This window comes from Paracoccus luteus (genome assembly GCF_004522155.1).
GTDB classification, from domain to species: Bacteria; Pseudomonadota; Alphaproteobacteria; order Rhodobacterales; family Rhodobacteraceae; genus Paracoccus; species Paracoccus luteus.
The window spans coordinates 19,278-31,007 of the sequence record NZ_SDEA01000003.1 but is presented as its reverse complement, the minus strand read 5'-3'; the positions used below and the strand labels follow the sequence as shown (position 1 = coordinate 31,007).

At 70.9% G+C, this 11,730-nt stretch carries 10 protein-coding genes and 1 tRNA gene; 8 read left to right on the top strand and 3 right to left on the bottom strand.

Annotation, left to right across the window (positions count from 1 at the left end; genetic code table 11):
- Window positions 1–92: 92 nt before the first annotated feature.
- The 3 genes from argB (at window position 93) to EPA64_RS05015 (ending at window position 2,717) form a co-directional block, all read left to right on the top strand.
- The gene (gene argB, locus EPA64_RS05025) at window positions 93–992 is read left to right on the top strand and encodes an acetylglutamate kinase (RefSeq protein WP_134725460.1); all 900 of its coding nucleotides are present in this window, start codon (window positions 93–95) and stop codon (window positions 990–992) included.
- A gap of 87 nt (window positions 993–1,079) precedes the next feature.
- Window positions 1,080–1,598: a SixA phosphatase family protein gene (locus tag EPA64_RS05020; protein ID WP_134725169.1), complete on the top strand. Its 519-nt coding sequence runs from the start codon at window positions 1,080–1,082 to the stop codon at window positions 1,596–1,598.
- 459 nt (window positions 1,599–2,057) lie between these two features.
- Window positions 2,058–2,717, top strand: a complete 660-nt coding sequence (locus tag EPA64_RS05015) for a L,D-transpeptidase (protein WP_167626592.1) — start codon at window positions 2,058–2,060, stop codon at window positions 2,715–2,717.
- A 24-nt stretch (window positions 2,718–2,741) separates the two neighbouring features.
- Here EPA64_RS05015 and EPA64_RS05010 read toward each other — a convergent pair whose 3' ends face one another.
- Window positions 2,742–4,028 (bottom strand): PP2C family protein-serine/threonine phosphatase, encoded by a 1,287-nt coding sequence (locus tag EPA64_RS05010; RefSeq protein ID WP_134725168.1) that lies wholly within the window; start codon window positions 4,026–4,028, stop codon window positions 2,742–2,744.
- Between the two features lie 143 nt (window positions 4,029–4,171).
- Here EPA64_RS05010 and EPA64_RS05005 point away from each other — a divergent pair, with 143 nt between their 5' ends.
- Window positions 4,172–4,492 carry an Hpt domain-containing protein gene (locus EPA64_RS05005; protein ID WP_167626591.1) on the top strand — a complete coding sequence of 107 codons (321 nt, stop codon included), beginning with the start codon at window positions 4,172–4,174 and terminating at the stop codon, window positions 4,490–4,492.
- A 7-nt stretch (window positions 4,493–4,499) separates the two neighbouring features.
- Here EPA64_RS05005 and ilvA read toward each other — a convergent pair whose 3' ends face one another.
- Window positions 4,500–5,786, bottom strand: coding sequence for a threonine ammonia-lyase IlvA (gene ilvA, locus EPA64_RS05000; RefSeq protein ID WP_134725166.1), 1,287 nt, complete (start codon window positions 5,784–5,786; stop codon window positions 4,500–4,502).
- Window positions 5,787–5,930: 144 nt separating this feature from the next.
- On the opposite strand from ilvA, the gene EPA64_RS04995 reads away from it, so the two are divergent.
- The 4 genes from EPA64_RS04995 (at window position 5,931) to EPA64_RS04980 (ending at window position 9,332) form a co-directional block, all read left to right on the top strand.
- Window positions 5,931–7,157: an argininosuccinate synthase gene (locus EPA64_RS04995; RefSeq protein WP_134725165.1), complete on the top strand. Its 1,227-nt coding sequence runs from the start codon at window positions 5,931–5,933 to the stop codon at window positions 7,155–7,157.
- 218 nt (window positions 7,158–7,375) lie between these two features.
- A tRNA-Cys gene (locus EPA64_RS04990) sits at window positions 7,376–7,449 on the top strand.
- A gap of 177 nt (window positions 7,450–7,626) precedes the next feature.
- Window positions 7,627–8,820: a 3-deoxy-D-manno-octulosonic acid transferase gene (locus tag EPA64_RS04985; protein ID WP_134725164.1), complete on the top strand. Its 1,194-nt coding sequence runs from the start codon at window positions 7,627–7,629 to the stop codon at window positions 8,818–8,820.
- An 86-nt stretch (window positions 8,821–8,906) separates the two neighbouring features.
- Window positions 8,907–9,332, top strand: a complete 426-nt coding sequence (locus EPA64_RS04980; RefSeq protein ID WP_134725163.1) for a DUF1178 family protein — start codon at window positions 8,907–8,909, stop codon at window positions 9,330–9,332.
- Between the two features lie 57 nt (window positions 9,333–9,389).
- On the opposite strand, the gene EPA64_RS04975 is transcribed toward EPA64_RS04980, so the two are convergent.
- Window positions 9,390–11,495, bottom strand: a complete 2,106-nt coding sequence (locus tag EPA64_RS04975; RefSeq protein WP_134725162.1) for a Hint domain-containing protein — start codon at window positions 11,493–11,495, stop codon at window positions 9,390–9,392.
- Window positions 11,496–11,730 lie beyond the last annotated feature (235 nt).

Below are 11,730 nucleotides of genomic sequence, written 5' to 3'. Positions count from 1 at the left end.
CGGCCTCCGCGCGCCGCGGCCGCTGGACCTTGCCGCCCGTGCGGCATAGCCTGCCCGCGAACCCGCAGGGACGCCGGATGAGACAGCAGAACATGGACCGAGATTTCGCCGCCCCCGCCCGCACCCTGTCCGAGGCGCTGCCCTATATGCAGCGCTATGCCGGGGCCGTCGTGGTGGTCAAGTTCGGCGGCAACGCGATGGGCGATGACGCCGCGATGGCCGAGTTCGCCCGCGACATCGTGCTGATGAAACAGGTGGGCATCCATCCGGTCGTGGTCCACGGCGGCGGCCCGATGATCAACGACCTGCTGGAACGGCTGGGCATCGAAAGCCGATTCGTCCGCGGCAAGCGCGTCACCACCGCCGAGGCCGTGCAGGTGGTCGAGATGGTGCTGTCGGGCCTTGTCAACAAGCGCATCGTGCAAGCGATCAACGACGCCGGCGGCCGCGCCATCGGGATCTCCGGCAAGGACGACGACCTGATGGTGTGCGAGGCCGACGACCCGGAACTGGGCTTCGTCGGCCGCCCGGTCGAGATGAATGTCCAGATCATCCGCGATCTGTATCTGGCCGGGCTGATCCCGGTTATCGCGCCGGTGGCGACCGGCATGGCCGACAACGAGACGTTCAACGTCAATGGCGACACGGCGGCGGGCGCGATCGCGGGCGCGCTGCGGGCCGACCGGCTGCTGCTTTTGACCGACGTGTCGGGGGTCAAGGACGCCTCGGGGCAGGTGCTGACCCAGATCAACCCCGACCAGCTGCGCGCCATGATCGCCGACGGCACGGTTGCGGGCGGCATGATCCCCAAGACCGAAACCGCGCTGAAGGCGCTGGCGGAGGGCGTGCGCGCGGTGGTGATCCTGGACGGCCGGGTGCCCAACGCCACGCTGCTTGAGCTGTTCACCGAACAGGGCGCGGGCAGCCTGATCCGGGCGACCGAACCCCGGGTCAAGCCGCACGGGCTGCGCCAGGGCGGCAGCGGGCTTTAGTTGCACATCGCCGGTGGCGCAGGGGGCGCTTGCGGCACCGGCTGGGCGGTGGCAGTCTTGCCGCATCCGGGACCAGAAAGGGTTGTGATGACGCCGAACGGACACCGCCGCCTGATCCTGACCCGCCACGCCAAATCGGACTGGGACGATCCGACCGTTCCCGACCATGACCGCCCGCTCAACGAACGCGGCCGCCGGGCGGCGCGCGCGCTGGGCGACTGGCTGGCCAGCCGGGGCCACGAGCCGGAGGAGGTGCTGTGTTCCGACAGCCGCCGCACCGTCGAGACGTGGGAGCTGATCGAAGGCGCGGTGTTCGAGACGCGCCCCGCGCTGCGCGCCGACCGGCGGCTGTATCTGGCCGCGCCCGAGACGCTGATGGCGGCGCTGCACACCGCCCGCGCGCCGACCGTGATGATGATCGGCCACAACCCCGGCATCGCCGCCTTTGCCCGGATGCTGCCCGCGCGCGCGCCGCTGGACCCCGATTTCCGCCGGTTTCCCACCGCCGCCACGCTGGTCGTCGATTTCCAGGTCGACGACTGGTCGCAGGCGGCCGAGGGGCAGGGCAGCGTGCTGGATTTCGTGCGGCTGGACGGGCGCGGCTGACCGGCACTGACCTGACCGGCCGCCGCCTGCTGCCCTCCGCTAGCGCCCATCGCCCACCGGCCACTTCTCACCGGCCCCTGCGCACTGCCCTCCGGCCACTGCCCTCCAGCCACCGGCCACTGCCCACGGGCCAACGCCCACCAGCCGGAGAAATGGCGCCATCGCAGCCAAGGTGGCGTGGGCTGCCCGCAAGGCAAGCCCGCAGTGCCGGACGGGCACCGCATGGCGCCCGTGAGCGACCGCCCCCCCAGCAACCGCCCCTCAGCGATTGCCCCCCTCAGCGATCGTCGCCCGGGGCGACGGACCTTGGCCCCCGCGGCGGGACGGCTGGCAAACGCGCCACAGCACCGCGGGAACTGCGGCCCATGACGGCCGTTTGATTTGCCACGGCCGCGGGCCGGACCTAAATCCGCGGGTCAGAAGGCCGCAGCAAGGCGGCCCGCCTTACAGGAGACAGCGATGCGCCCCACGACGCCCCCCGCCCTTGACCGGCGGGCCTTTCTTGCCACCTCGGTCGCGCTGGGTGCGGCCGGACTTGCCACGACGGCCGCCGCGCAGGCGGTCGACCCCTATACCGGCCAGCCGCTGTCCGGTGTGCCGGGCGCGGGCGCGACCCCCGACGCGGGCGTGGTGCAATACGATTCGCAGCAGGACAGCCGCCGCAACATCTCAAGCTTTCGGGTCCAGGACTGGCGGCCCTATTTCAGCGACCTGACGAACGGCGCGGTGCTGGTCGACCTGACCTCGCGCGCGCTCAGCTATTGGTCCGAGGATGGCGCGACGTTCCGCCTGTTTCCGACCTCGATCCCGGTCAGCGAGGATCTGACCCGCCGCGGCCGGACCGAGATCATCAAGAAGGTCGTGGGCCCGACCTGGTCGCCCACCCCCGACATGAAAAAGCGCAATCCCGAGTGGCCCGATTTCGTGCCCGCCGGGCCTGACAACCCGCTGGGCACCCATGCGCTGTGGCTCAGCTGGCAATATTACCGCATCCACGGCACCCACGACACGCGCAAGATCGGGCGCAAGTCGTCGAACGGCTGCATCGGCCTTTACAACGAGCATATCCAGCAGCTCTTCGACCTGACCAAGATCGGCACGCAGGTTCTGCTGATCTGAGGCGTGCGGGCGGGCGGCGCCTGGTCATCCGACGCCGTCCTCTTCGTGGGCAAGGGCGATCAGCTGCGCGCCCGACAGATGCTCGACCAGGATCGCCGATACGTCGTCGCTGCGCTGGCCGCCGGAAAACTCGGACACCGACCAGCAGAGCGATTCCAGCAGCGCCTCGCCCGTCAGGGGCGCGTTCAGTTGCAGGATGGCGCGCAGCCCTTCCTCGCCCAGCTGCTGGCCGCGGGCGCTGACCGCCTCGGTGATGCCGTCGGACGCGATGAACAGGCGGTCGCCGGGGGCAAGCGTCAGCGTCAGCTCGTCGAACTGCGCGTCCTCGAACAGGCCGACGGGCATGCCGCCCTGGCCGATGCGCTCGATCGCGCCGGACGCGCGTTGCAGCAGCGGGTGCGGATGCCCGGCCTGGATCAGGCGCACGGTGCCGGTGGACAGCTGCAACTGTGCGTAAACCATCGTCAGATAGGCGTCGGTGCGCAGATGGTCCAGGATCATCGCGTTCAGCGACCGCACCACCTCGGCCGGGGGCGGGATTGCGCGACGTTCGGGGTTGTCCAGCCCGTCAAGCTGGGCGGCCAGCCGGGCGGTGAACAGCGCAGCCGTCACCCCGTGGCCGGACACATCGACCGCGTGCAGCGCCACGGTGTCGTCGTCCAGCTGCCGGAACCCGACCAGGTCGCCCCCGATCAGCCCCGCCGGCCGCCACAAGAGCGACGCGCGCATCGGCCCGAACCGGCGCTGGCGTTCCCGGACCAGCCCCTGCTGCAGCTTGCGCGCCTCGCGCAGGTCGCCGGTCATCACCTCCTGCGCCTGGCGCAACTCGGCCAGGGTCGTCTGCAGGGCCTGGTTCATCGCCTCGACCCGTTCCTGCATCTCGATCACGCGCTCGCCGGCCGCCAGCCGCGCCAGCAGCTCGGCCCCCGACACCGGCTTGGTCAGGAAATCGTCCGCCCCCGACTGCAGGCCGACGGCGATGTCGGCGCTGTCGGTCTTGGAGGTGAGCAGCACGAAATACCCATAGCCGGGCCGTTCGATGGCGCGATGGGCGCGGCACAGGTCCGGCCCCGACATCCCCCGCATCACCCAGTCCGACACGATCAGGTCGGGCCGGCGCGCGCGGCAGATGTCCAGCGCATGGGCCGGGCCATCGGCCTGGATGACGTCATAGCCGGCGCGGGCCAGCAGCACCGACAGCAGCCGCCGGTGCGCGCGGCTGTCATCGACCAGCAGCACCAGCCGCCGCGCGGCCGCGGGGCGGCCGGGGGCGCTTGCGGCGGCGGGGGCAAGGCGATTCGTCTGGCTCATGCCGGGACACTAGCCGGGCCGGGTAAAGCGCCGGTTAAGCGCCGCGCGGGGCCGCGTTAACCGCCCGTCAACCCGGCGCTGCTAGACGGGACGGGATTTGGCCGCGGGGGTTCGGGATGATAGACTGGGGACGATTGTGCGAGATGCACCGGGAACTGGGCGAGCCCGAGTTCCGCACCATCCTGGAACTGTTCCTGGACGAGATCGAGGCCGCCGTCAGGCGTCCCGCCGCAGCCGGCACGGCCGAGTTCGAAGCGCAGCTGCATTTCCTGAAGGGCAGCGCCTGGAACATCGGCCTGTCCGATTTCGGCGCGCTGTGCCAGGTGTGCGAGGCATTGGCCATCCGCGGCTGCGCCGACCAGGTCGATCCGGCGACGCTTGCGGAATGCTATGCGCTGTCCAGGCAGGTGCTGATGCGCGACCTGGACCGGATGCTGGCGCGGGGCCGCGATGCTGTGGCCTGACCCCGGATCAGATCAGGAACTCGGACAGGACCACGTCGCCGGTGATGTCGCGCCAGTCCATGCCCGCCTGTTCCAGCCGGTCATTCAGCGCCGCGATGTTGCCCGGGTGCGTCGTCTCGATCCCGATCAGGACCGAACCGAAGTTGCGCGCCGATTTCTTGAGGTATTCGAATCGCGCGATGTCGTCGTCCGGCCCCAGCAGGTTCAGGAACTCGCGCAGCGCGCCCGGCCGCTGCGGCAGGCGCAGGATGAAGTATTTCTTGACCCCCGCGTGCCGCTGCGCCCGCTCGCGCACCTCGGGCAGGCGCTGAAAGTCGAAATTGCCGCCCGAACACAGGCACACGACCTGACGCCCGGCCAGCCGGCCCCGCTCGCCCAGATCGCGCAGCGCGTCGATGGCCAGCGCGCCGGCGGGTTCCAGCACGATCCCCTCGACGTTCAGCATTTCCAGCATGGTGGCGCAGATCCGGTCCTCGGGCGGCAGCACGAGGTCGTCGGCGGTGAACCGCGACAGCGCCGCGAACGGCATGTCGCCGATCCGCGCGACCGCCGCGCCGTCCACGAAATTGTCGACGGCGGGCAGGGTGACGGGGTGGCCCGCCGCCAGCGCCGCGTGCAGGCTGGCGCCGCCCATCGGCTCGACCAGCGCGACGCGCGTCGCGGGGGCGCGTTCGGCGAACAGCCGCGTCACCCCCGCCGCCAGACCGCCGCCGCCCACCGGCAGCACGATCAGGTCGGGGGCGATGACCGCCTGATCCAGGATCTCGTGCGCCACCGTCGCCTGCCCCAGGATCACGTCGGGATCGTCGAAGGGCGACAGGAACACGCTGCCGCTGTCCTGCGCCATCGCCTGCGCGGCCCGCAGGCTGTGGTCGAAATAGTCGCCGACCAGTTCGATCCGCACGGCGTCGCCACCGAACATCCGGGTTTTCTGGATCTTTTGCTGCGGCGTCGTCACGGGCATGAAGATGGTGCCCTGCGCCCCGAACTCGCGGCAGGCATAGGCCATGCCTTGGGCATGGTTCCCGGCGCTGGCGCAGACAAAGCGCGCGCCGGGCCGCAGCGCCAGCGCATGGCGCATCGCCGTCAGCGCGCCGCGCAGCTTATAGCTGCGCACCGGCGTCAGATCCTCGCGCTTCAGCCAGATGTCGGCGCCATAGCGGTCCGACAGCAGGGCGTTGCGCTGCAGCGGCGTGGGATCGAACAGCGGCCGCAGGGCGGTCTCGGCCGCGGCGACGGCGGCGGCAAAGGTGGCGGGCGCGGTGGGCTGGGGCGGGGTGCGGTCGGTCTGCATGCCGCCTGTGTGCGCGCCTCTGCCCGTCAAGGCAAGCGCCCGCCCGTGCCGCACGCCACTGATGCGGGCCTCATGCCGGCCCTTGTGAGGCTGGGCAAAACCCCCTATCCCCGCCGGCAATCACGTCCGCACGGAGTTTTCGCCATGACCGAGGCGCCCAAGAAAGTCGTTCTGGCCTATTCCGGGGGGCTGGACACCTCGATCATCCTGAAATGGCTGCAGACCGAATACGGCTGCGAGGTCATCACCTTCACCGCCGACCTGGGCCAGGGCGAGGAGCTGGAGCCGGCGCGCGCCAAGGCCGAGATGCTGGGCATCGCACCCGGGAACATCCACATCGAGGATTTGCGCGAAGAGTTCGTGCGCGACTATGTCTTCCCGATGTTCCGCGCCAATGCCGTCTACGAGGGGCAGTATCTGCTGGGCACCTCGATTGCGCGGCCGCTGATCGCGAAACGTCTGGTCGAGATCGCGCAGGAACACGGCGCCGACGCCGTCGCCCACGGCGCGACCGGCAAGGGCAACGACCAGGTGCGGTTCGAACTCAGCGCCTATGCGCTGGACCCGTCGATCAAGGTGATCGCGCCGTGGCGGCTGTGGGATCTGACCAGCCGCACGAAACTGATCGAGTTCGCCGAGAAGAACCAGATCCCGATCGCCAAGGACAAGCGCGGCGAGGCGCCGTTCAGCGTCGACGCGAACCTGCTGCATACGTCGTCCGAGGGCAAGGCGCTGGAAAACCCGGCCGAAGAGGCGCCGGATTATGTCTATCAGCGCACCGTCAGCCCCGAGGAGGCGCCCGACCAGCCCCAATATGTCGAGATCGGGTTCCAGCGCGGCGATGCCGTGTCGATCGACGGCGAGGCGATGTCGCCCGCCGCCATCCTGACGCGGCTTAACGAACTGGGCGGCGCGCATGGCATCGGCCGGCTGGATTTCGTCGAGAACCGCTTCGTCGGGATGAAGTCGCGCGGCATCTACGAGACCCCCGGCGGCACCATCCTTCTGGAGGCGCATCGCGGGATCGAGCAGATCACGCTGGACAGCGGCTCGGGGCATCTCAAGGACAGCCTGATGCCGCGCTATGCCGAGCTGATCTACAACGGCTTCTGGTTCAGCCCGGAACGCGAGATGCTGCAGGCGCTGATCGACAAGTCGCAGGAATATGTGACCGGGACCGTGCGGCTGAAGCTTTACAAGGGGTCGGTCGCCTGCGTTGGCCGCTGGTCGGACATGAGCCTGTATTCCGAGGCGCATGTGACCTTCGAGGACGACGCCGGGGCCTATGACCAGAAGGACGCGGCAGGCTTCATCCGCCTGAACGCGCTGCGTCTGAAGCTGATCGGCAACCGCAACGCCCGTGTGAAGTAAGGGGGCGCCGCGCCCTCGTCCGGGCCACTGCCGGGCCTTTCTGGCTGACCCGGCCCGCCTGGACCCATCCGACGGGAACACAGCCTTGCGGCCCGCTTTCTGATCCGCCCTTTATCCGCGCAGTCGGAAGCCTGCGCAGGGTCTGGACCCTCCGAACAGGCTCACGCGGCGGCTTGCAGGGCAGGGCGGTTTCGCATATCTGTCCTGCACCTCGAGGCGGCGGGTTGGCGGAGAGGTTACGCAGCGGATTGCAAATCCGTGAAGACCGGTTCGATTCCGGTACCCGCCTCCATGATGTCCGGCACGCGCGCGGCCCTGTCCGGGGCAGGACGGCAGAGCTTGCCGTCCGAACACGGTGCCCAACCCTGCCGATCCGCGCCGCAGGGCGTGCAGGATGCCGCCGGGTTTTCGCCGTCGCCGGCCCGCACCCCCCCTTCGCAACCCGCCGCCGGTCGCCTAGAACCCGGGCATGATCTATCGTGCTGCGACCTATCTGGCCGGGGCCGCGTTGCGCGGCGGCGCGCCGCTGGCGGGGGCTGACCTCCGTCAGCGGCTGGGGCTGGACGCCGGTCCGCCCGATGTTTGCGGCGGGGTCTGGCTGCACGGCGCCTCGGTGGGCGAGCTGAACTCGGCCCGCGTGCTGGCCGAACGGCTGGCCGCGTCGGTGCCGGTGCTGGTGACGGCCAACAGCGTCACCGGACGGGCGGCGGCGCAGGGCTGGGGCCTGGACGCGCGGCTGGCGCCGCTGGACGTGCCGGGCGCGGTGGCGCGGTTCCTGGATGCCGCCCGCCCCTCGCTGATCGTCACGATCGAGAACGAGATCTGGCCCAATCGCGCGGGGGGCGCGCGCCGGCGCGGCATCCCGCAGGCGGTGGTCGGCGCACGCATGTCGGCGCGGTCGGCGCGCCGCTGGGGGCGGATGCGCGGGCTGGTCGCGCCGGTCTTGAGCGGGCTGGACCTGTTGTCGGCGCAGGACGCCGCGACCGAAGGGCGGCTGCTGGCGCTGGGGCTGCGGCCGCAGGCGCTGGCGCCGCGCACCAACCTCAAGCTGATGGGACCGGCGGGGTGGGCGCCTGTGCTCCCCGGCCCGTCGCGGGACGCGACCTGGCTTGCGGCATCCACCCACGAGGGCGAGGACGGGATCGTGCTGGACGCCCACGCCGCCCTGCGCGCCCGCCGCCCGGGGCTGCGGCTGATCCTGGCGCCGCGCCACCCGCGCCGCGCGGACGCGGTGGCGGCGCTGGCCGCCGCGCGGGGGCTGACGCTGGCGCGCTGGCGCGGCGCGCCGGACGCGGATGCCGCCGTGACGCTGGTGGACCGGCTGGGCCAGATGCAGGCGGCGGCGGCGGCGGCGGGGATCTGCCTTGTCGCGGGGACGCTGACCGATCGCGGCGGCCATACGCCGTGGGAACCCGCGGCCTGCGGCTGCGCGCTGCTGCACGGCCCGGACGTCGCCAACTTTGCCGGGGATTTCGCCCTGCTGACGGCGGCGGGGGCGGCGCGGGCGGTCAGCGGCGCGACGCTGGCCGCGGCGGTCGGCGCGCTGGCCGACGACCCGGTGGCGGCGCGCGCGATGGGGGCGGCGGCGCGCGCGGCGCTGGACCGCGAGGCGCCCGATCCCGCCCTGCTGGTCGCCCGGCTGCTGGCGCTGGCGGCGCGCTGAGGACGCGGCGGCGCAGCCCGCCGCCGCCCTTGCGCGACAGCCCCTGCGGGCCGATATTCGTCCCCAGGACAGGAGTTTCCGCGACAATGATCCGCTATGCGCTGCGCTGCGACAAGGGCCATGATTTCGACAGCTGGTTCCGGTCGGCCAGCGGGTCCGACACGCTGCTGGCGGGCGGGCAGGTCAGCTGCGTCGTGTGCGGATCGACCCAAATCGCCAAGGCGCCGATGGCCCCCGCGGTGCCGGTGCGGGCGGCGGCCGACGGCCCGCAGCCGCTGGACGCCCCCGCCAGCGCCGCCGAACGGCGGCTGGCGGCGCTGCGCGCCCATGTCGAACGCACCTCGGATTACGTGGGCGACGCCTTCGCGGCCGAGGCGCGCGACATGCACGACGGGGTCAAGCCCGAACGCCCGATCCACGGCGAGGCGCGGCTGGAAGAGGCGCGCAAGCTGCTGGAGGACGGGATACCCGTGGCCCCGCTGCCGTTCGGCGCACGCCGCAAGATGCACTAGGCGGACATGCAAAGGGACCGGCCCGCGGGCCGGTCCCTTGTCTTGGTGCGGCCGGGGTCAGGCGACCAGCGGCTTGCCGTTCTGGGCGTGGCGCATCGCCAGCTTGCGGCCCATCCGGCCCGAGGCGAGCGTCCGCGCGGGGGCGCGGGCCGCCGCGTCGTCGCGCAGTTCGGGGAACAGCGCCAGGATCTCGTCGCGGGCGGCGGTGCCGACCATGTCCAGCGCCTGCTTGCCGGGGTGCAGCGATTCGGTTTCGGCGCCGTTCGACCACACCACCTGGTGATCGTCGAACAGGATGTGGACATAGCCGATGCCGGCCAGATCCTCGGCCACGTCCACGCCGTCGATCAGCAGCAGTTGCTTGGCGGCGACCAGAACCTCGTCGGTGCCGAACATCTTCTGCGCGATGCGCGAGCGCACCAGAACCCGGTGCTGCGGCGACACGATCAGGTCCGAGGACGGCGTCCCGGCCCCCAGCGCGCCCGCGGCGATGCGGATCGGGCGCAGGTTCGGGGCGGCCTCCAGTTCCGCCGCGGACAGGTCGCGCCGGCCGGTCCAGCGCACCGGCTGCATGCCCGCGTCGCGGGTGCGCACCATGTCCCCCACCACGACGTCGCCCGCGGCGACCGGGCCGCGCGCCGTCTCGATCAGCGCGTCCGCGCCAAAGCAGGTCACGCCGCTGTTGCTGTCGACAAGGCCAGCCGTGCCGCCGCCGCCGGTCAGCGTCAGCCTCACATTCAGCGGCTGGCCATTCGGGCCCGGCGCCATGCTGAGAACGCCGTCCGCGGCGTCGGCGCGCAGCCAGCCAAGCGCGGTGGCGTATTGCTGGCCCGGGTTGGCCGCGTTCCAGGCCGCGAGGGTGGTTTCGTTGTAATACCCCGACAGATCCATCGAGTCGCGGTTCAGCGGATCGGCTCCGGTGTTGAAGTCGGTGATCGTGTCGCCCTGGCCCGCGACGAAGACGTCCGCGCCAAGGCCGCCGGTCAGCGTGTCCGCGCCAAGGCCGCCGTTCAGGACGTCGTTGCCCGTGCCGCCGTTCAGGACGTCGTTGTCCGCGCCGCCGAACAGCGAGTCGTTGCCCGTCCCGCCCTGAATGTTGTCGGTGCCCGCGCCGCCATAGACCGTGTCGTTGCCGGCGCCGGCGATGATCTGGTCGTTGCCGTCGGCACCGTCGATGTAATCGTTGCCGCCCAGCGAGTCGGTGCCCGCGACGTCGTCGCCATAGATGGTGTCGTTGCCGGCGCCGCCATAGATGCGGTCGTCGACGGTGCCGCCCTCGCCGCCCGTGCGGCCGGTGGTCAGCGTGACACCGGCATCACCGTCCCACAGGCCGCCGATGATCCGGTCGTCGCCGTTGCCGCCGAACAGGTAATCCGATCCGGTCAGCCCGTCGATCACGTCGTTGCCGTCGCCGCCGTCGATATAGTTGGTATAGGTCGACCCGTCCGGGTCCACGCCGTCGCCGTTATAGCCGGTGATGGTGTCGTTGAACCGGCTGCCGATGATGCCGTCCATGCCCTCGAGGCTGTCGGTCCCCACGCCCTGAGTCGTGCCGGTCACGGTGAACGACCCGGTGCTCATGTTGATGGTCAGCCCGATCTGCGCGTCGGAATAATCGGCGATGTCCAGACCATAGCCGCCGATCAGCGTGTCGTTGCCGGCCCCGCCCTGCATGCGGTCCCAGCCGCCCTGGCCTTGCAGCGTGTCGTTGCCGGCGCCACCGATGAGCACATCGGTATCCCCTTCGCCGCCCGAGGAAGCGTCAGAACCTGTCCCGCCGCCGCCTCTGATCAGATCAGGCCCGCCATTTCCATAGAAGGTTTGCGGCGTGCCGCTGCCGTTGAGGGTTTCCGTAGAGGTGTTCGTGTTGAGGCCATTGACCACATTGCCGGTGTTATAGACCGGCGAGATATGGACCGTCGCCGAGGTGATCGTCAGATCGGCGACATCGGGCTGGAAATACAGGCTGCCATCGCCGCCGACAAAGAAGGCGCCGCTGACGGGGCGGCCGGCAAGGGTGTCTCCGCCGCTGGTGCCGGTGACGAGGATGCTGCCCGCGCCCACGCGGCTGGCGGCGGTGAAATCCGTGCCGGTGCCAGTGACGCTGTCGCCGTACCACAGGGTGTTGTCGGTCCCAAGGGTGACACGAAATCCAATCGGCATCTTTAAAACTCCCTACTCAATCAGCCCGCCGGGATCGGCCACACGCCGTGTCGCCCGCGCAGGAACTCTGTTCCGGTTGTCCGGGCTGTCCGACCCGGTCGGGGGCGGTCTGCCCCCGGTCGTGGACCTGGGCGCGTGGCGACGATGCTGTCGGGAAAGGGCCTCCGCCCCTTTGCGGGGCGGAACGCGGCACACTCTTCAGACTGCAAGCAGCGCGGGGCTGCCGAATCGTCGG